18 protein-coding genes are annotated in these 19,935 nt (G+C 40.8%); 3 read left to right on the forward strand and 15 right to left on the reverse strand.

All coding sequences use genetic code 11. The features are described 5' to 3' along the window. Positions 1–23: 23 nt before the first annotated feature. Positions 24–440 (forward strand): hypothetical protein, encoded by a 417-nt coding sequence (locus HXV90_RS07140; protein ID WP_269898711.1) that lies wholly within the window; start codon positions 24–26, stop codon positions 438–440. An 8-nt stretch (positions 441–448) separates the two neighbouring features. On the opposite strand, the gene HXV90_RS07145 is transcribed toward HXV90_RS07140, so the two are convergent. The 12 genes from HXV90_RS07145 to HXV90_RS07200 form a co-directional block, all read right to left on the reverse strand. Beyond that, the gene (locus tag HXV90_RS07145; RefSeq protein WP_269898712.1) at positions 449–1,267 is read right to left on the reverse strand and encodes a C40 family peptidase; all 819 of its coding nucleotides are present in this window, start codon (positions 1,265–1,267) and stop codon (positions 449–451) included. Further along, the gene (locus HXV90_RS07150; protein WP_269898713.1) at positions 1,236–2,048 is read right to left on the reverse strand and encodes a serine hydrolase; all 813 of its coding nucleotides are present in this window, start codon (positions 2,046–2,048) and stop codon (positions 1,236–1,238) included. Before HXV90_RS07150 ends, HXV90_RS07145 begins: the two co-directional genes overlap by 32 nt. A gap of 7 nt (positions 2,049–2,055) precedes the next feature. Continuing rightward, the gene (locus HXV90_RS07155; RefSeq protein ID WP_269898714.1) at positions 2,056–2,988 is read right to left on the reverse strand and encodes a S66 peptidase family protein; all 933 of its coding nucleotides are present in this window, start codon (positions 2,986–2,988) and stop codon (positions 2,056–2,058) included. Then, entirely contained in the window at positions 2,985–3,932 is a 948-nt protein-coding gene (locus tag HXV90_RS07160; protein WP_269898715.1) for an ATP-binding cassette domain-containing protein, read from the reverse strand. The genes HXV90_RS07155 and HXV90_RS07160 overlap by 4 nt, the downstream gene beginning before the upstream one ends. Beyond that, on the reverse strand, positions 3,925–4,998 hold the full coding sequence (locus HXV90_RS07165; RefSeq protein ID WP_103117823.1) for an ABC transporter ATP-binding protein: 1,074 nt from the start codon (positions 4,996–4,998) through the stop codon (positions 3,925–3,927). Before HXV90_RS07165 ends, HXV90_RS07160 begins: the two co-directional genes overlap by 8 nt. Next, positions 4,991–5,965: an ABC transporter permease gene (locus HXV90_RS07170; RefSeq protein ID WP_269898716.1), complete on the reverse strand. Its 975-nt coding sequence runs from the start codon at positions 5,963–5,965 to the stop codon at positions 4,991–4,993. The genes HXV90_RS07165 and HXV90_RS07170 overlap by 8 nt, the downstream gene beginning before the upstream one ends. Beyond that, positions 5,965–6,909 (reverse strand): ABC transporter permease, encoded by a 945-nt coding sequence (locus tag HXV90_RS07175; protein WP_115673944.1) that lies wholly within the window; start codon positions 6,907–6,909, stop codon positions 5,965–5,967. The genes HXV90_RS07170 and HXV90_RS07175 overlap by 1 nt, the downstream gene beginning before the upstream one ends. An 82-nt stretch (positions 6,910–6,991) precedes the next feature. Then, positions 6,992–8,815, reverse strand: a complete 1,824-nt coding sequence (locus tag HXV90_RS07180) for a peptide ABC transporter substrate-binding protein (RefSeq protein ID WP_269898717.1) — start codon at positions 8,813–8,815, stop codon at positions 6,992–6,994. 303 nt (positions 8,816–9,118) lie between these two features. Next, a complete protein-coding gene (locus tag HXV90_RS07185) occupies positions 9,119–9,913 on the reverse strand; it encodes a M55 family metallopeptidase (RefSeq protein ID WP_048390228.1) in 795 nt (264 codons plus the stop codon). After that, positions 9,910–10,524 carry a M15 family metallopeptidase gene (locus tag HXV90_RS07190; protein WP_082148105.1) on the reverse strand — a complete coding sequence of 205 codons (615 nt, stop codon included), beginning with the start codon at positions 10,522–10,524 and terminating at the stop codon, positions 9,910–9,912. The genes HXV90_RS07185 and HXV90_RS07190 overlap by 4 nt, the downstream gene beginning before the upstream one ends. 403 nt (positions 10,525–10,927) lie before the next feature. Next, positions 10,928–11,986: a DmpA family aminopeptidase gene (locus HXV90_RS07195; protein ID WP_269898718.1), complete on the reverse strand. Its 1,059-nt coding sequence runs from the start codon at positions 11,984–11,986 to the stop codon at positions 10,928–10,930. Position 11,987: 1 nt separating this feature from the next. Continuing rightward, complete coding sequence (locus HXV90_RS07200; protein ID WP_269898719.1) at positions 11,988–12,686, reverse strand: aspartate/glutamate racemase family protein; 699 nt, start codon at positions 12,684–12,686, stop codon at positions 11,988–11,990. Positions 12,687–12,911: 225 nt separating this feature from the next. Here HXV90_RS07200 and HXV90_RS07205 point away from each other — a divergent pair, with 225 nt between their 5' ends. Then, positions 12,912–14,309, forward strand: a complete 1,398-nt coding sequence (locus tag HXV90_RS07205) for an alanine/glycine:cation symporter family protein (protein WP_259948729.1) — start codon at positions 12,912–12,914, stop codon at positions 14,307–14,309. Between the two features lie 140 nt (positions 14,310–14,449). Here HXV90_RS07205 and HXV90_RS07210 read toward each other — a convergent pair whose 3' ends face one another. The 3 genes from HXV90_RS07210 to HXV90_RS07220 all read right to left on the reverse strand — a co-directional run bounded on the left by HXV90_RS07210 (position 14,450) and on the right by HXV90_RS07220 (position 19,239). Next, positions 14,450–16,411 (reverse strand): methyl-accepting chemotaxis protein, encoded by a 1,962-nt coding sequence (locus HXV90_RS07210; protein WP_048390218.1) that lies wholly within the window; start codon positions 16,409–16,411, stop codon positions 14,450–14,452. A 174-nt stretch (positions 16,412–16,585) separates the two neighbouring features. Further along, positions 16,586–18,265, reverse strand: a complete 1,680-nt coding sequence (locus HXV90_RS07215) for a methyl-accepting chemotaxis protein (protein ID WP_269898720.1) — start codon at positions 18,263–18,265, stop codon at positions 16,586–16,588. Positions 18,266–18,420: 155 nt separating this feature from the next. Next, positions 18,421–19,239, reverse strand: a complete 819-nt coding sequence (locus HXV90_RS07220) for a hypothetical protein (protein WP_054550851.1) — start codon at positions 19,237–19,239, stop codon at positions 18,421–18,423. A gap of 101 nt (positions 19,240–19,340) precedes the next feature. On the opposite strand from HXV90_RS07220, the gene HXV90_RS07225 reads away from it, so the two are divergent. Further along, entirely contained in the window at positions 19,341–19,907 is a 567-nt protein-coding gene (locus tag HXV90_RS07225) for a hypothetical protein (RefSeq protein ID WP_054550850.1), read from the forward strand. Positions 19,908–19,935 lie beyond the last annotated feature (28 nt).

Genomic DNA, 19,935 nt, shown 5'->3' on the forward strand with positions numbered 1-19,935 from the left:
AATGCGGAAAGGATAGGAACACAGTGAAGCGTATACAATTGCTCAGTCTTCTCGCCGTTAACCTTATGCTATTGCCATTGATTCAGCTTAGCTACAATCTATATTTCACAACAAAAATAGCAGAGGGTTCCTTTTATCTTATTATTTTCCCCGCTCTTATTATTTTATCGAACCTCTTACTATGTTGTAGTCGGCAAAGAGTAGCAGCTTCTATCCATTGGACCTTTGTCTATGTGGGACAAGGCACCTCTATCGCCTGTTATTTTGTGTGGCATTATGGGCAACTAGAGCCCTATCCAGATATGCCCCCAGGTGAAGCAGTGTTTGATTTATGCATGAGTACATTTTTAATTGGGCTCTGGCAGTTTATCGTGTTAGCACTGATCCATCTCAGTACGTTTATCATCCTCAAGATGGGACTGACCTTTAAAAAAGCTTAACTAGTCTTCTATGAGTTATATAAAGTACCTACTGCTAGTATGGTCGTGGCTAAATCCTGTCGATAGAGGGGGTGTTTGGCATCTAGACTATTAATCGTTACTTCATTACCACCTAACGATGAATGGACATACAAATCATCACCCATGTATAGAGCAATATGACCTGGAAAATAGATTAAATCACCCTTCTGCATTCGGGCTTGCTCTATGTTAACGATAGGGAAGCCCTCTACTATTCGGGCATCACGATAAATATAGACACCGTTTAACATATAAGCCATTGAACATAAACCAGAGCAATCAATACCTAGTGGCGATTTGCCACCCCAGCGATAAGGGACCGTTAAATAGCTGAGCGCTGTGTCCACCACATTTTCTCGGAACTGCTGCTCCGATAATGAATGTGCTGTTATTTTTGGTTGTAGCCATTTTGTTCGAACATACCCTATTTGTCCTGACACTAGCTGTACAGCTGACCATTCTTCAGGTACTGCTTCGTCTGACATAACACGAATGGAAGAGCCTCTTACAAGCGTTAGCAGCTTTGTACTTTGAATACGTGGCTGCTGCAAAACATCTGCAAAGCTTTGACACACTACATACTGTGCATCTTGTTGCCATGTAGATGCTAGTGCTTCCTCTTTTAGTAAGTCTGCCTTCTGACAATAACCCTCGTAACGATAGGCCGTTTGAATAGAAACCCAATCTTCATTGACATCCCTGATGATCTCTACGGTCATCCCATAAAGCACTTCATCGACTAGTTCAGAATCTTTATCTGGCATGGCATGCAAGCTAGCAATCATGGCTGTAACGATAGCCTTCATCCTTCTCCCCCTTCCGCTTCACCAACTGGTCATAGACAACTTTTGATAGACGACCAATGAGTTGGCGTGCCTGATCATTGTCCGTTACATTTGTTATAAAAACACCCATACTATAATCGACTGCATTCGTGTAAAATATCCCTACATCATGATCGACTGTATCCAGTCCGCCTGTTTTATGTGCCAGCCTCACATCCTCTACTAGATAGCGCTTTAGGGAGTCATGTATACGCTGACGGCTTAAAATATCAATGACTAGTTTATTGTAGGGAGGCGATAAAAGCTCTTGCTGATAGATTTGCGTATAAAGATGTGCCATATCCCTTGCTGATGTGCGATTATCTATGCCCTTTGCTAGCCGCTCCACATCCATCATTTTTCGCTGTAGCAGTGTGTCCTGTAAACCGATATGCTGAAAATAGTCATTCAAATATTCCATGCCAACTACATCGATTAAGACGTTCGTAGCTGTATTATCGCTAGTAATAATCATCCACAATAGCAGATCATAGAAAGTGCTTTGTGTAAGTCTTTGTTCACTAATCACACTAAAATCCACCCAATCAGTTGGTGAAATCGTAAGCGTAGAATTAAGTGATAATTTGTTTTTCTCTATATATGAGAGCAAGGCTAACAGAATCGGCACTTTGATTAAACTTGCACTTGAAAATGAAGTCTCTAGCTGATGACTGATGAGCAACTGATTCGTTGTTAGATTTTTAATAAACAAATGTACGTTATAGGGCGATTCTTGAATAAGTGTAGTAATTCTCTGCTCCATAGACCACCTATCCAACTACATGGATACGCTGATTGTCCGCATCCATCTTGACGCTTCTTCCTAAAGGAAGCGACATCGTTGGTAAACAATGACCACATGCCAAATCTGCAATCATAGGCTTCCCTAAAGGCACTAGAATTTCTTGAAAAATAGTTTGTAATGATAAGCTATGAGCTGGCTTTTCGGAATTTTCAAGTTCGCAATTTGTCCAAGCGCCCAATAAAATGCCTGCCACGTCATCTAGCTTTCCTGCCAGTTTTAATTGTGTCAGCATACGATCCACCCGTTGCTCCGTTTCATCGATATCTTCTAAAAACAGAATTTTACCTCGTGTATCAATTTCATAGGGCGTGCCAAGTGAAGCTGTCACTAATGTTAAATTGCCACCGATAAGTTGACCTGAAGCACTCCCAGCCACCAGTGTGGACATGGGCTGGTGAGAAGGATTTTTTAAGTAGTACGCCTTTCTTTCATTCTCCATAATCAGCTGAATGAACGACTGCCAAGTATAGTCATCCATCTCCTGTCTAATAAATTCTGTGGATGGCATCGGCGTATGATAGGTTACAAAGCCACATAGCTGATTAAAAGCTATATGTAGAGCGGTCACATCACTATAGCCAGCAAATACTTTTGGATTGGCACTTATCAAGTCAAAGTCTAATTGGGCTAAAATTTTCGTCGCACCATAGCCCCCACGTATACAAAAAATACCATCAATCATTGGATCATCAAACATACGATGAACATCTGCTACCCGTAAATCATCTGTGCCTGCTAAATAGCCATGTCTTGCGTGACAGGTCTCCCCAACGACCACATTGAGCCCTAGCTTTTCGATACTAGCAATAGCAGGTTGCAGCTTTTCGGGTGGCGTTGCTCCAGAAGCACTAATAAGACCAATTGTGTCACCCTTTTTCAATGCCTTTGGACAAATCATATCTTTTCCTCCCTTTTCAGTGAAGTACGATAATGGGCAAGTTCCTCTTCATTGGCTAAAATAAAATGACCTTCCTCTATCTCAACAAATGAGGGGGGATTTTCATCATAACAATGCTGTGACGGATCATACACTTCTACAACTTTCTCCCGCTCCTTATAGGGATTCGGCTCTGGTACTGCTGATAATAAAGCCCTTGTATAAGGATGCAGCGGATGAGCGAAAAGCTTTTCTGTTTCCGCTAGCTCCACAATCTTCCCCTTATAAATGACTGCCGTACGATCCGTAATAAAACGGACAATCGATAAATCATGGGCAATAAATAAATACGTTAAATGATTTCGCTGTTGAAGGCTTGCTAATAAATTTAATACTTGCGCTCGAATGGATACGTCTAAGGCGGATATTGGCTCATCTGCAATGATAAACTCTGGCTCCATCACTAACGCACGAGCAATGCCAATACGTTGGCGTTGACCTCCTGAAAACTCATGCGGAAAGCGGCTTGAGAACTCTGGAAGTAGCCCAACGTTCAATAACGCATCGCACACCTTTTGTTGTCGATCTGCCTCATCTTTATATTTTTTCGAAGGGTATAAGCCCTCTGAGACAATATAATCTACTTTTGCTCGTTCATTCAGAGATGCCATAGGGTCCTGGAATATCATTTGGATTTTTTGCGTAATTTCTCTATCCCAATCTTTAGGGATTTTCCCCTGAATACTTTTACCATGGTACAAAATTTGTCCCTCTGTGACCTCATTGATGCGCATAATCGCTCGACCAATCGTTGTCTTCCCTGACCCTGACTCACCTACAATGCCAAATGTTTCGCCTTTAAAAATTTGAAAGCTGACATCATCAATGGCTGTAAACTTATTTTTTCCTTTGCCAAAAACAACAGATAAATTTTTTACTTCTACAAGCACCTCTTTATCAGTCATTCGCATACTGCCTCCCCTCTGCAAAAAATGCTTGTAAGGCTGCTGGAGGCTCTACCTTTGGTGCAAGTGGGTCTAATAACCATGTACGAGCATAGTGGGTATCACTGACCTGAAAAAAAGGTGGCCGCTCGATAAAGTCAATTTTCAATGCATATGGATTTCGTGGGGCAAAGGCATCTCCCTTTATTTCCTGAAAAAGATTCGGAGGTGTGCCCTTGATGGAATACAATTGTTCCCCTTTTGAGCCAAGCTGTGGTAAAGAGGAAATAAGCGCCCACGTATAAGGATGCTTACTATGAAAGAAAATTTCATGTGTTTCCCCAACCTCGATGACATCGCCCGCGTACATCACGGCAATACGGTCAGCCACTTTTGCGACTACGCCTAAATCGTGCGTAATATAGACGATTGTTAAGCCGTATTTTTGCTGAAGACTTTTCAAGAGCTGTAAAATTTGTGCCTGAATGGTTACATCCAAAGCTGTCGTGGGCTCATCACATATTAAAATATTCGGCTTACACGCAATGGCAATCGCAATAACGATACGTTGGCGCATCCCTCCTGAAAATTCATGGGGGTATTGCTTATAGCGCTTTTGCACATCGGTAATGCCGACATCTGTTAACAGTTTTAATGTTTCTGCATAGGCTTCCTTACCTCTTAAGCCTTGATGCATAACCACACATTCTTCAATTTGCTTTCCAATGGTTTTGAGCGGGTTTAACGATGTCATCGGATCCTGTGTCACCATCGCTATTTCCTTACCACGAATCCCTAGCCATTCTTGCTCTGTTGTGAATTTGCCTAAATCCTGTGCATTGTAAATAATTTGTCCCTGCTTAATACGACCATTTTTATCGAGCAAGCCCATAATGGATTTCATCAGCACGGATTTACCCGAACCTGATTCACCCACAATGGCTAAGCTCTCTCCCTTGTAAAGGTCGAGTGAAATACCGCGAATCGCTGTTAAAATTCGACCACGTAGCGTAAACTGAATCACTAAATTTTGGATGCCTAATATGCTTGATTTTTTCACTGTCACTCGCTTCCTCTCCTTATACATGGTTTTTCGGATCTGCTGCATCTGCAAAGGAATTACCAATAATATAAAATGCGATCGTAATAACGCTTAGCACAATACTTGGGAAAATAAGCTGATACCTTAGATCTGGTGACATCATAAGGACACGTCCTTCATTAATTAAATTTCCTAAGGATGGCTCACTGATCGGAAGCCCTAAACCAATATACGTCAAAAAGACTTCGGCCCCAATTGCAAAGGGTATCGCTAAGCTCATGCGTAGCATAATGACAGAAATTAAATAAGGTAATAGATTTTTTAGGATAATACGATAATCAGGTGTGCCTAAGCACTTTGAGGCTAGATTGTATTCGCGGTCACGCAAAATAACAATTTGATTGCGGATAAACCTCGCCATTTCCACCCACCCCGTAATACACATGGCAATAATAATGGTTGAAATACTTGGCCGTAAGATATAGGACATTAAAATAAGCACAATGGTTGTGGGGATATTATCGACAACATTATAAAGCTGTGTAATAGGCGCTTCTAATTTCCGTGAAAAGCCCCATAGCGTGCCAATTGTAATGCCCACCACTGCCTCCACTAAGGCGACAACACAGCCAATAAAGAGTGAGGTTCTCGTCCCCGCCCAAATACGAGACCATAAATCCTGACCGATTGAATTCGTGCCAAACCAAAATTCTGCACTAGGTGCAATATTACGTGCCTGCATCCCTGTTTGTTCATCCAAGTAAATTTCAGTTGGTGATTTTTGCGCAGGTAAATAGGGCTGTAGAATCGTAAAGCCAACAATGATGATCACCCCAACTAATAAAAAAACGGCTAGTCGATTTTTCAAAAAGGATTGCCATGTAGATCGCCAATAAGAATAATTTGAATAGCCCGTTTCCTCCGCCTGTTTTGCCTCCACTTCGGCAAATTCAAATAGGGTTTCACGTGATTTATTTGAAATATTATTGATTTCATCTGTATACATCCCCATTAACGTACACCCCCTCCCTTGCCTAATTTAATACGAGGGTCGACAAGTGCCATGGCAATATCCCCTAAAATAAGGCCAATGATACCAAGGGAAGAGAACACTAACACTAGGCCTTGCACAATCGTATTATCCTGTCGCTGAATAGCATCCACAAGTAAGCCCCCCATCCCTGGAATGGAATACAACGACTCTATATAAATCGAGCCTGTAATCGTAAACAGAATCGTTGCAGGTAAATATTGTGCCATGGGAATAAAGGCATTACGTAATACATGCTTGAACATCAGTGTCCGCTCCTTTACGCCCTTTGCCCTAGCCAGCTTAATATAGTCCTTGTTCAGTTCATCCACCATATAGCGTCGCATCCACATCGCGTAGGAGGCAGTTGGCGCCAATGCCATTGACGTAAGTGGAAGAATCCAAGTAATCGGCCTGTATTCATCAAACAGCATCGGTAATTGAAAGAGTTCTGTAATATACATTTGAATAACTAAGTAATAAACCGCTGCAGGGACTGCAACAACAAATACGATATAGCCTGTCCCAAGTCGATCCAGCCAACGTCCCTTACGATAGGCCATCATTATTCCTAACGGCACACCAATCAGGAGTGATAAACCGACTGCTCCTAAACCAAAGAGCAGAGAATACGTGATTTTATCTGCAATAATCGTCACTACTGGGACATCGGTACGATAAGTCACTGATTTACCCAAATCCCCCTGAAGTAAATTCTTGTAAAAATTCCCTAGTTGGACAAGGATTGGGTCTCGCAAGCCGAGACTTGTTAAGTAAATTTCCTGCTGAGCAGGTGACATTTTATCAGCTGCTGCTCCTAAATAGCCTTCCTCTGGCATTAGCCGTAATAATGAAAAGACAATGGTGATGATAATAAAAAGGGTTAAAACGGATTGTAAGAGTCGTTTTCCTATATACTGCAACATCGCGCCATCCTCCTTTGTCAAAAAGACGAAAGGAGATGCCGACTATTCTTTTCGGTATCTCCTTTTCATCTACGAAATTCTACTACTTTTCAGCATTGGCTAGTGCTTCCGCACGTTCTTCCTCCCACTCAGCAAGCGCTTTTTTAAATTCTTCATTACTCATTGGCTTTTCTAGCACTTGCTGGCCTTTAAATTTCTCTGCCGTTACACCAAATGGCGAATATTGCGCCTCGAATGGATTTAATTTAGATGCCATATAGCCACTACCACCAACTGAATATGGAATAACAAAGGCTTCCTCAATTAAAAACGCTTCTGCCTTCGCAAATAGCTCATAGCGTTTGGCTGTGTCAATTGTTTCTTTCGCTTGATCCACAAGATTTTGATAAGTTGTTTTACCATTCGCCTCTTTATAGCCCTCTGCTAATTCTGGTTTATTGTAAGTACCATCTACTGTGAAAGGATCTGTATACGTAGATGGATCTGCAAAATCAGGACCCCAGTTCGCCTCTAAGAGTGCAAATTTACCTGGACGACGTACCTCTGATAAAAAGCCTGTCGATGGACCAGCCTCTACAATAATGTCGACATAATCTGTCCCTAGTAGTTTTTCCATTTGCTGCTCGACTACTTGAGAGCGATTAGCCCAATCTGGCATACCAGCGTTATAAGGCATTAAAACCTTTACAGGGAATGTGGCCTTACCTGCTAACGCTGTTTTTGCCTTTTCTTTATACTCTAGGGCCAGCTCTTTATTGAAGGAATCCTCATTGGAAATGGATGTAAGGGGTGCTAGTTGTGTATAATCCACTCCTTCCACATCAACAAAGTTTTTCGGTGTAATGGTATTGCTCAGCAAATCTGCTGGATTATATGGCTCAACCGTTAGCATCGCGGAGACACGGTCAAGCGCATGGAATAAGGATTTGCGGAAATCTTTATTATTGACGGCGATTTCCCAGTTATCAGGCTCGTATTGTGCGTCAAATTGTGGGTTGAAGTTGAGTGCATAAAAGTAGGTATAGAAGTTATTTTGTGTTTGACGAACCTGAGATTTTTTCTTTTCATCTTTAAACCATTCATCAATGATGGAGGTCGGGATACTAGCCGAATCGATTTCGCCACGTAAAAAGAGCTCAGGCGCCACAGTTGCCGCTTCTTTATTGTATTTATAGCGAATACGGTCAATCAGCACCTTGTCTTTATCCCAGTACGTTTCATTTTTCACAAGAACGCGTTCATTTTGTGGCTCAAATTTATCTAAAATATAGGCACCGTTATAGAGGAAGTTTTCACGTGTTGTGCCAAAATCCTCTTCCTTTTCCGCAATGAACTTGCCATTCACAGGGAAGAAACAAACATAATTCAACATAGAAAGAAAATAGGGTGTCGGCGCCTCTAAAGTATATTCTACTGTATGTTCATCTAGCGCCTTTATGCCTACTTCCTTGAAATCGTTCATCTCGCCATTATAGAAGGCTTCCCCATTTTTCACCACCGTCGCAATCCAAGCCGTCGACGATTCATTTTTAGCATCAAGCACATAGTGTAAGCCATCCACAAAGTCTTGTGCCACAACATCTGCATATTCCTTGCCCTCATGTGTCACCCATTTTGCGTCATCACGCAATTTGAATGTCCACACCGTAGCATCCTCATTCGCAGACCACTCTTTCGCTAATCCTGGCTGGACCACCCCATAGTTGTCATATTCAATGAGCCCATCCACCATATTCGCAGCTACCGCAAATTCATTTGTTTCTGACGTCTTTAAATAATTTAACGTTTTAATTTCCCCTGAATACACCACTCGATATTCCGATGCTTTTTCACTCGCTGATTTGTCATTACAGGCTACACAAAATAATACGACCAGACATACGAACAGCAACCAATATTTTCTCACAAGCATCCCCCTAGTCATCTTTTTATAATGAAAATCCTATTGGTAGGATGGATTGCATCTTCAATAGGATCATTCAAACATAAGCTAGGTCTGTCTAAATTGACCATCTATCGATGAAATGAACAACGGTACATACTCATTGTCACAGTTATGAGATTAAATTGTCGGTTCTATCAACTATCAAACCACTCAGACAGCGTGTCCCACTGCTTTTTGAGCGGGTCCACCACTTTTTTGATCACTTCTCACCTTTCATGAATTAGAATCCTCACTTGATATAAAAGCTCCCCCTAAACCTTTCCATCATGTTAAAAATTGCAGGATACGCAGCACCTCATAAAAATCATGGGTCATGAACTCCACGGTATTATGCGGTTTGAATTTGGCATTTGGATAAAATGAATTACGATAGGCTCGTGTATGATCACGATAAATAAGCTCTACCCTAAAATGTTCTGGCAACGTTACCTGTAATGCGGTACGAGGAACCTTCATAGAAGACTCTACCAGTCGCTTGGTTTCCATGATAGTTAGTTGTGGACTGACACTAATCGTCGCATTGCCGATTCCTTCCTTAGTAGCAAATGTGACAATGTGTTCGTTTACGGCCTGAATCTCTTCTGTTAACCCCACATCCCCACTCACAAAGGACACAGGAACACCGTGTAAGGCTGCTGCATACGTATTGATCAGAAATTCACTCGCATATTCGCCATTGATTTTGACATCCGCGTATGTGCAAAGTGTATGGGCTAGTGGGTTACGCTCACTGCCACCCTTGCTGTGATAGCCGATAAAAATAGCACGATCGAAGCTTTTATCGAGACCCGCTACCATACACATAGGGTCGTATGTCCAGCCACGGATAACTTTACAGTTGATTGGTAAATTGGAAATGTCTAGATTGCGGGCTGAATCATGTGCGTCCTTTACTAAAATTTCGGTTGCGCCCCCCGCTATCGCTCCTTCAATGGCAGCTTCTACTTCACGTGTCATTTGTCTTTGGAAAAACTGATAGTCAGGTGCGTTTAACTCGGTCTCACTCCACGAAGTTGTACCTGTAATCCCTTCAATATCTGCACTAATATAAACTTTCATAGAAATCGAAACTCCTTTACATGGTGATTTTGAATTGTTGCGTGTACTGCTCCGTAATGCGCTGCCTGTGCTTGAACACGTCTAGCCCATGCCACATTGCCATAATCATAATGCCACCATTCCTCCGCATAGTTCGTAAATCCAGCAAGTGTCATACAGTTATACAGCAAACGTCGGTACTGACAGGCAAGCGGATTTTCATGCGTATGTTGTTCAAAATAACGGGTCGCGGATTTTTCATTCATTTCATCAAACGCTGTCCCAAGATCGAGGGCTTTACCATGAACATCAGCCAGTGTTACATCGATGGCACCCCCTGTTAAATGGGGGGCTAAATGGGCTGCATCTTTACTTGGAAATGCTACATATTTTTTGGTCGCCTGCACAATCTCTTGTGATGTTAACTGCGGCATCCTTTTTGCTAATTGCTGAGAAAAATGGCTAAACAAATGCTGCTGTACTTGAAATGGGCGATAGCCATCATAAAGTAATAAGCAATACTCTTGAGGTAATAATGTTAACACCTGTTGCAAACGCTCATAGACTCCTTCTCTTACATGAATAACTCGTAAACTATTAGAAATCTGTTGCTGATAGTAGATGGGTTCCATAAATATCCTAGGATGAGCACCTGTAAGCTGGATAAGCGGCTCATTGTTTTCACAGACAACTGGTGATGGCGAGGGGCTTCCATTTAGAGAGGGTACTATCGGTTGAAAAAGGTTTATAATAACGGAACCCTCCTTTAAATAGTTAGATAATTCAGTTTTTTAAGTTGAATGTTATCATATCTCTCTCCCATTGACTAGATAAAAAAAGAATAATTACAAAATAATGGATATATTCTTACAATGATACATATTCCAGCAATTGACGGGTCGAAAAACCACTTATATCCTCTAATTAAGGATTTTATTCATCTTATAGCTCGCTCATGCTAAAAAATTAACGAAACCTGTTTGGTGCTCAAAAAAAGCCATTGAAACACAATTGCTGTTTCAATAGCCTTTTCTTTTATGCCTGTTGAAAGGAGTAAGCTTGTACAGTATGTCCATTGCGGCCAGTTGTTGTCTTAGCTTGGGATAATGAATTTAGTATCGCTTCCTCTGTCGCTTCCGCTGCGGCTGTAAACAGTTGATTCATGATGGGATGATCCTCACGAAGCTGAGTTCTAGTCTCAATAAGCTGATCAGCGGTATGAGGAATACAATGTGCCGTCGTGAAGCCAATCACAATATCGCCACTACCATGTGAAAAATGACTGCCTGTCCGTCCCAAACCGATACCACAGCGTTTAATGATACGTGTTAATTGTCGATTACTTAGCGGGGCATCTGTCGCAAGGACAATGATAATGGAGCCATCTGTTGGTGATAGAGTAGATTGGTTTTGCATAGTTGAGACTTTGTAATGCTCGGCTAAAAACTCCCTGTCTTGTCCAAAGTTACTAAGAACTAGGCAGCCTACTGTATAGTTCACTTCATTTGATTCTACTTTGACGATGCGAGAGGAAGAACCAATTCCTCCTTTGTAGCCGAAACACATCATCCCTTTTCCTGCACCAACAGCGCCTTCCTGTGCCGTCTTTGTAGAGGCTTGGCGAATGGCTTCTATGGCATGCGCAGGTGTCACTGGACAAGCTCGAATCGAATTAAGATAACTATCATTACACTCGCCCACAACGAGATTAATGGTTCCTGTTGTCAGTCCAATGTCTTCATTCCTATCAAGCATATAGCTTAATGTACCTTGTGTCACAGCGGGTACGCCAAAAGTATTGGTTAACATAATGGGCGATTCCAGTACACCTAGTTCATTCACTTGCACAAGTCCCGTTGTTTTCCCAAAGCCATTTAGTACATAGCTTGCCGCTGTTACCTTTTGCTGAAATACATTGCCTCCATGCGGTAAAATGGCTGTAACGCCTGTACACGCATAGGCCCCATTCTGATCTAATGGCTCATCCAATGTCACATGCCCCACTTGAACTCCTTCTACATCGGTGATGCAGTTTTTCTGACCAACTGGTAACACACCAATTTCAATGCCCAATTGTCTTACTTTTCCCTGCATATTATGCATCCTCCTGAATCGCCATTAACACAGCAGCCTGTGCATGGATAGCCGTTGTATCAAACACGGGAATGCTGACATCCTCCTGCTGAATCAGTAAGCCGATTTCCGTACAGCCCAAAATTACCCCTTGCGCCCCCGCATGTACAAGCTCCTCGATCACTTGGCTATAGTACCTTTTAGATGCTGGTACAATGGTACCAAGACACAATTCATCGTAAATAATTCGGTTTACTTCCATTCGGTCGTTGCTGTCAGGCACAATCACCTCTATGGCAAAGCTTTCTATCCTTGCCTTATAAAACGCTTGCTCCATTGTGTACTTTGTGCCAAGAAGCGCTATTTTCTGTAACCCCGCTTCTTTGATTTGCTTAGCTGTGGCATCCGCAATATGTAAAATAGGGATGGTTATAGCAGACTCGATAACATTAATGACCTTATGCATTGTATTGGTACAAATGATGACTAGGTCTGCGCCTGCCCGCTCAAGTGCTTGTGCAGCTTGAGCTAGAACCTTACCTGCTTTGTCCCACTCCCCGTTAGCTTGAAAATGCTCAATTTGCTGGAAATCTACACTAAACAAAATACATTTCGCAGAGTGTAGGCCCCCTAGCCTATGTTTAACCTGTTCATTGATAAGTCTGTAATATTCAGCAGATGACTCCCAGCTCATCCCACCGATTAAGCCGATTGTTTTCATGTCTACATCACTCCTTTTTCTATTATTATACGCCTCTCTCACACAAAAATAAGAGAATTTCCCAAAAGCAATAGATGGTGTTTGGAAAATAATACATAAAACGAGTTTCCCCCATTAATAAAATTAAAATATCAAAATTTTAGCATAATTCATTATATTAAAAAAAGTTGATTTTATATAAAAAAACAGTGTAGACTAAAGCGTATTGTGAAAGGAGGACAACTTATGGAATGGATCTCAACAATAGTTGATAGTGGAAATAATATTTTATGGACATATATCCTCATTATCTTACTTTTAGCAGCAGGACTATATTTTTCATTCGGTACGAAGTTTGTACAAATTCGTCTTTTTCCTGAAATGTTTCGTTTAATTGTAGAAAAAAGAGAGGGCGATTCGGGGGTTTCTCCGTTCCAAGCCTTTACCATTAGTGCTGCTTCACGTGTCGGCACAGGAAATATTACAGGGGTAGCCTTAGCCATTGGTGTAGGCGGTCCTGGTGCAGTATTTTGGATGTGGATAATCGCGATTTTAGGGATGGCCACTGCCTTCATTGAAAGTACCTTAGCACAGATCTATAAAGTGAAGGATGGCGATACATTCCGTGGTGGGCCCGCCTACTATATGGAGAAAGCATTAGGTCAGCGAAAGCTTGGCATTATTTTTAGTATTCTATTAACATTAAGCTTTGGCTTTATTTTTAATGCTGTGCAATCCAACACAATTGCCACTTCAGTCGGCGAAGCCTTCGATGTAAATCCAAAGATTATCGGGGCTATACTTGTCATTTTAACTGGATTAATTATTTTTGGTGGTGTCCATCGAATTGTAAAGGTGACACAAGTTCTTGTTCCAGTTATGGCCATCTTCTATTTACTTGTAGCTCTTTTTGTAGTGGTGACTAATTTATCGGAAATCCCACATGTTTTTTCATTAATTTTCACTCATGCATTTGGCCTACAGGAAGCTGCTGGTGGCGCAATTGGGGCAGCAATCATGCAGGGCGTACGTCGCGGTTTATTTTCCAATGAAGCAGGGATGGGAAGTGTACCGAATGCTGCTGCGACTGCTAATACTTCGCATCCTGCTAAACAAGGACTTGTACAAAGCTTAGGTGTCTTTTTTGATACGATTATGATTTGTACAGCCACTGCCTTTATCATTATTTTAGCGGGCTTATATGATAAAGGTGAGAGTGATGGTATTATTTTGACGCAAAATTCTTTAGCTGTTCATGTTGGTGATTGGGCTCCTTATTTTATTGCCATCTCCATCATTTTCTTCGCTTTTAGTTCGATTATTGGTAATTATTATTATGGTGAATCCAATATTGAATTTATGGATGCCCATAAAGCTTGGATGTTTTGCTATCGAATTTTAGTGTTAGTTATGGTCATGTTCGGCTCCATCGCACAGGTACAGCTTGTATGGAATCTCGCTGACCTCTTTATGGGGCTGATGGCGCTTATCAATATCGCCATCATTATGATGCTCGGTAAAATTGCCTTCCTCGTGCTAGACGACTTTACGGAGCAACGTAGAGCAGGAAAAAATCCTGTCTTCTATGCAAAATCAATCCCAACCTTAAAAAATACAGACTGTTGGGAAGAAGAAGATCGATAAAATACTGAACGCCACTTCTAAAATTAGAGTGGCGTTTTTTCGATATTTAAATAAATGGTAATTTTATAAAAAACGGTTACTTTGCTCTACTAGTAATCAACACTTAACGCCACCCCAAAATTTTGGAGTGGCGTTGTGCTTTAATATTTAAACTGACTAATCAGTAGCTTTAATTCATCCGCCATATGTGCGAGTGCTTGCGCAGAGGCATTGATTTCCTCCATTGAGGCTAATTGCTCCTCTGTTGATGCCGCTACATCCTCTGACGCCGCTGCATTGCCTTTCGCGGAGAATGCCAAATCTTCTGTTACTGCTGCTACCTCTTGAACACCTGCAGACATCTGTTCAGAGGCTGAGGAGACCTCCTCCATTTTAGGGGTAATCTCATTCATACTTGTCATAATGACTTGGAATTTTGCAATGGCTTCATCGGAAATATGCAATCCACTTTGCACATCCTCTGTAACCTTCGCCATAATACTGACAGATTGCTCCGTTTCTTGCTGAATCCCTCGGATAAGCTCAAATATTTGTTTAGCTGATTCCTGTGATTGCTCTGCAAGCTTACGCACTTCGTCTGCCACGACTGCAAAGCCTTTCCCATGCTCTCCTGCTCTCGCTGCTTCGATAGCTGCATTTAAAGCTAGTAAATTTGTTTGATCTGCAATGCTTGTAATCACATCTAAAATGGATGTAATTTGCTGAGAGCGTTCATGCAATGTCTGGATTTTCGCATTGGAGTCTGCTACGGATAAATGAATGGATTGCATTTGATTCTTTGTATTTTGAACAGCTTGTCCGCCTTCATCCGCCTGTAATGTCGCATGCTGTGAAAGGTCCGTCACAGCGGAGGAGATTTCAGCAATATGCAGAATGGCAGTAGAAAGCTCATGTAAAGAAGCTGCATTTTTATTGGCACTAATCGTTTGAGAATCAGCACTTGTTGCAACATCCTGAATGGAAATCGCCACTTTTTCTGTTGCAATGCTTGTCTGATTGGCATTGGCAGTTAGCTCTTCTGCTGAAGAAGCAACCTCCTCTGCATTTTGTTCAATTTTTTGAATTAGTGTCCGTAAGCTTTCTTGCATATCATTAAAGGCTTGTCCTAATTGGCCAATCTCATCTTTTGACGTAATCGTTACCATTTCCGTGAGATCCCCTTTGCTGATCGTAACCGCACTATCCTTTAAGGCTTTAATTGGTTTAATGACAGCCCTCATTACAAAATAAAAAATGATGGAACTGATAATAATTGCTGCTATGAGGACTAGAATCGTATGGTATAAAATCGAGGAAGCAGACTCATCAATTTCTTCAGCAAAAATCGTTCCTGTTATTTTCCAATTTGTCAGTTCATTTGTCGTATAGAATAATAGACGATCATCACCATTAAAGACATATTCATACGTACCTGATGGACTTTCGTACATTTTATCAAGGAAACTTTCTTTCAGCTCCCCTCCCGCTTCAAGTGTAGGATGTGAAATGACCATCTTGTCTTCTCCAAAAATTGAAGGATACCCATTTTTTCCGATTCGAATTGAATCAGCAATTTTTTGAAGATCGGTTAATTTAATATCGATTGCCACAACTCCAGCATGATCCTTCGTCTGCTTAGCAACTGTTACCACCATATCACCCGTCCCCGCATCCTTGTAAGGGTTGGTGATTAAGGTTTCACCTTTTAAAGCTGTCGCCTCTTTATACCAATCTCGATCTAATGGATTATAGTCTGCACCATTCAATTTTGGCTCCTGTGTAAATCGACCGTCATTCATGCCAATATAAACACTCAATACATCTGCATTAAGCTTTGTATATTGCTGAAATTTAGCCACAATCGAAGCTTGTGCTTCTTCATATTGACGCGCATCTATTTCACTACTAAATACATTGATGTCACTCATTTTCTCACTAATTGTTTTGTCAATGAGCTTATTTAAAATGCCTACACTTTCATTGGCACTAAATAAAATTTCTTCTTCAATCGAGTCTTTTGCAGATAAATAAGACAAACTCCCAACAGATATGACAGGGATAAGTAATACTAGCGCGAATAGCGTATAAAGCTTGCCCTTAAAACTGCTAAATAGTTTCTTCATATATCAATCTCCTTTTGATTTTTTCTAAACCTCTCCCTCTCTTTATCTGCTTAACATTTCTCCCAAAGCTTTTATCGGACGAAAAAAATTTTTTCTAACATTTTTACGATTTTCATATTATTCAGGCTTTACCGACAAATAAAACCCCTGTAACTAGACAGGGGTCAATTGAATTTAGTATTTAAACGATTGAATGGATTCTTGCAGGTCTATTGCCATCTTTGCTAGATGGGTAGAGGCTGCTGCTACCTCCTCCATAGCTGCATTTTGTTCCTCTGAAGAGGCTGCAACACTTTGCACATGATGGCTTGATTTTATCGACACTTCACTCATATAGTCCATTTCCTGCACTAACTTTTCAATATCTTGATGAATTGCTTGAATGGCTGCCGTTACTAGCTCGGTCTGTGCTTGTACATCATTAATGGCATCATCAATTTGTATAAAGTTATCCCTTGCCACATTAACCTTTTCACGACCTACATGGACAGAATCATTACTATTAACCATATCTTCCTCGATAATCCTCGTGCTATCTGTAATTTGGGCCACTACTTTTTCAATATCGACTGCAGCAAGATTTGACTCATCTGCTAGCTTGCGGACTTCCTCTGCCACTACCGCAAAGCCTTTCCCATGCTCCCCGCTCCTTGCGGCTTCAATAGAGGCATTGATTGCTAGTAAATTGGTCTGTGTCGCTATACTCTTAATGACATTTACTGCTGATACAATCGCCGCTGTATTGTCATCTAAATCTTGTACACGTGTATTTAGCTCACTTGTGTTAGTAGAGATTTCATTCATTTGCGCTGTAACATCATGTACCGAAGAACGACCTATTTGTGCCATATTTTTCGTGTTGACTGTTGCTTGATTCACGCTTTGTATGCTTGTAGAAATATCATTCATTTTCTTCAAGATATGGGCAGATAAATTTCGTACATCACTTGTTAATGTATCCTGCTGATCAATACCTTGTGCAATATCATGAATAGATTCTGTTACCACCTCTGTCGCCTGTGTAACCTCCATGCTACTTGCTGTTAGCTGTTCGGATGTTGCGGCAACTTGCTCAGAGGAGTTTCCGACTTGTTTCATCATCAGTCGAAGCTTTTCTGACATACTATTGAAGGAATCGGCTAAGTGTGCAAACTCATCCTTGGTTTTAAATTGTAAATGCGTATGCAAATTCCCTTCCGAAAACTTATCCATTTCAACTACTGTTTGTTGAATATTTTTTGCGATTCGTCTACCAAATAGTGTTGCAATGATAATGCTTATAAGTAGAGAAATAGCCACTAGAATCATAATTTCCAGGCCACTTCTTTCTCCTTTTTGCTTGGTAGCCTCAATATGAGCCTGCATATCTTCTTGCTGAGCTGTTGCCATCGTTTTTCCAAAGACAACCAATTTCTGAGAGCCCTCACCTAAAATCGGTAAAGCTATTTGTTGTGCTTGCTGATGATCCCCTCGCTGATAAAGAGGCACAATCTGCCCATCTATAGCCTTTTCCCAGTCGTCAAGCTGCGATAAAAATTGATCAAAATCTTGATTACTATCGCCTACTTCTTGAAGTCGATTAATCGACGTATGTAAGGTGTTTCGGATTTCATGATGATTGTTGAGCATTTCTTCCTTGCCATATAACATATACCCACGAATAGCCGCATTCGCTCGTACGGTTTGGAACGAGATATCTTGATATAAATGGATTAATTCCGTATTGTCTTCGATTTCTGCTAATGTCTGATTATTATTATTCAAGTAGTACATAGCAATCCCTGATATAAGCAGTAAAAAGATGAGGACAATACCAAAAGCAAATTGCAATTTCCGTTCCACAGTTAGTCTCATATGATTCCCTCTATTCTTCTATAATCCACTTGAGTATAGCCTACCTAAACCTATTAGCCTATAAAATCTATGCTCCTCCTCCTAAACTATCGCTAAAATTTAACAATAATGAGAATTTCGCATCTAATCTATTGACAATAATATCCACTATTTTACTAGTTGAAATAGGAAGTAATCATTTGGAAACCATAGAGATAACACCAAAAGAGCGGAAGAAGTAGGAGCATTTTCAGAAAATGACCTCTTTTTTCTAAAAACTCTCGAATGCCTGAAGTCAGCATCATCGCACTCAGTAATAGTAAGCTATGTTGAGCCCCATAAATCTGCATAGAGAATGTGATGACCAAGGGCAGGATGGCTGGATAAATAGAATCTGCTAGTGATCTTTTTTCCCTCGTATTGGAGGGAATGCTTTCTTTCTCTGTGGATTTAGCGGCTATTAGTTTCTTTACAAGCATATAGACAAGACCAAAAAATAAAATTGTATAAACAATAAATAATAGCCACGACATTTTGCTTTTCTCATTTAACAAATGAAAATAATCCTCAGCTTCTTGTGCTTGCAGTACATAATACAATCCTGTTTTTTGATCCATTAGGAAGAATCGTTCATCCTCGACTATTACTTTCAAGGCCGTTTCCTTGCCATTATGGAAGTGTATGTATAAATCACTTACTGCTTCATGGTCTGCTGGTCGACTGCTAAGGTCCTTTTTAGTTTGTAAAACTTGCTGAAGGCGATCTGTATCTTTCACCTCATAGCGGTCGACGTAGAATACTTGCTTTAATGGATATAAATATTGCTCTTTGCCATTACTTCCAGACAAATACCAAGCCTCTTTAATTGATTGAATGGGAGTATGTAGCGGCACTAGCTCCTCCCGCTGCCTTTCATTGTAAATGAAGAGTAGTAGTGTGCTTATACTTAGAACAATGCCCAAAATAAGTGTATGAATATAACCACTCTTGTACACTTTATCACCTCCTTTACCACTTTACATTTATAGTAATTATTGTCATATACGATTTACTACTCTAATAAGTTTCAGCTATACTTAAATAGAGGTGATGATGTATGAGTAGACCAGAATTATACGTACATTTAGTAGTTGGTCCTGACTGTGATTTTGAATCCATGGCCATTCGAGCAGCACTGGAATCTTTTGGTGCAGGAGTGACACTCGATTTAATTGGCAGACCAAATGATTTAATTGATATTTTATCTGGAAATGATCTTCCTCACAAAATGGATTATTTGCTATTAAACTTTCACGGCGATGAGGGGCGATTTTGTCTGCCTGAGCTAGGAGAAGAGGTATATGAAGAAAATGAACCAAGGAGTATCTATTTTGAACCTCAAGATGTCTTAACCTATTGTCAGCTACAGGGTGTCAAGGTCATTGCGGCAGGCTGTACATTAGGCTGGCAGCAGCTAGCGACAGCCTTTTTAGAGAGTGGCTGTCATTCCTACCTAGCACCTGATGATTATATTGAGGGTAATGCTAATCTCATGTTTCTAATTCACTTTTTCTATGAAATAATCACAAATCATAGAAGTCAGCAGGAGGCATTTGAACTCGCTCAAGCGACCGATCTAGAAACAGCCTTATACAAGCTCTATTTAGCAGAAAAAAGATCGTAGCACCTACTACTTGGCTACGATCTTTCTT

Origin of the sequence: Lysinibacillus sp. JK80 (genome assembly GCF_027557635.1) — a bacterium.
Classification (GTDB): Bacteria; Bacillota; Bacilli; order Bacillales_A; family Planococcaceae; genus Lysinibacillus; species Lysinibacillus capsici.

Bases quoted from the DNA above. Each gene is read 5' to 3' on its own strand.
- HXV90_RS07145 (WP_269898712.1), bottom strand. From the start codon at position 1,267: ATGAAGGCTATCGTTACAGCCATGATTGCTAGCTTGCATGCCATGCCA.
- HXV90_RS07150 (WP_269898713.1), bottom strand. From the start codon at position 2,048: ATGGAGCAGAGAATTACTACACTTATTCAAGAATCGCCCTATAACGTA.
- HXV90_RS07155 (WP_269898714.1), bottom strand. From the start codon at position 2,988: ATGATTTGTCCAAAGGCATTGAAAAAGGGTGACACAATTGGTCTTATT.
- HXV90_RS07160 (WP_269898715.1), bottom strand. From the start codon at position 3,932: ATGACTGATAAAGAGGTGCTTGTAGAAGTAAAAAATTTATCTGTTGTT.
- HXV90_RS07165 (WP_103117823.1), bottom strand. From the start codon at position 4,998: ATGTATAAGGAGAGGAAGCGAGTGACAGTGAAAAAATCAAGCATATTA.
- HXV90_RS07170 (WP_269898716.1), bottom strand. From the start codon at position 5,965: ATGGGGATGTATACAGATGAAATCAATAATATTTCAAATAAATCACGT.
- HXV90_RS07175 (WP_115673944.1), bottom strand. From the start codon at position 6,909: ATGTTGCAGTATATAGGAAAACGACTCTTACAATCCGTTTTAACCCTT.
- HXV90_RS07185 (WP_048390228.1), bottom strand. From the start codon at position 9,913: ATGAAAGTTTATATTAGTGCAGATATTGAAGGGATTACAGGTACAACT.
- HXV90_RS07190 (WP_082148105.1), bottom strand. From the start codon at position 10,524: ATGGAACCCATCTACTATCAGCAACAGATTTCTAATAGTTTACGAGTT.
- HXV90_RS07195 (WP_269898718.1), bottom strand. From the start codon at position 11,986: ATGCAGGGAAAAGTAAGACAATTGGGCATTGAAATTGGTGTGTTACCA.
- HXV90_RS07200 (WP_269898719.1), bottom strand. From the start codon at position 12,686: ATGAAAACAATCGGCTTAATCGGTGGGATGAGCTGGGAGTCATCTGCT.
- HXV90_RS07205 (WP_259948729.1), top strand. From the start codon at position 12,912: ATGGAATGGATCTCAACAATAGTTGATAGTGGAAATAATATTTTATGG.
- HXV90_RS07210 (WP_048390218.1), bottom strand. From the start codon at position 16,411: ATGAAGAAACTATTTAGCAGTTTTAAGGGCAAGCTTTATACGCTATTC.
- HXV90_RS07215 (WP_269898720.1), bottom strand. From the start codon at position 18,265: ATGAGACTAACTGTGGAACGGAAATTGCAATTTGCTTTTGGTATTGTC.
- HXV90_RS07225 (WP_054550850.1), top strand. From the start codon at position 19,341: ATGAGTAGACCAGAATTATACGTACATTTAGTAGTTGGTCCTGACTGT.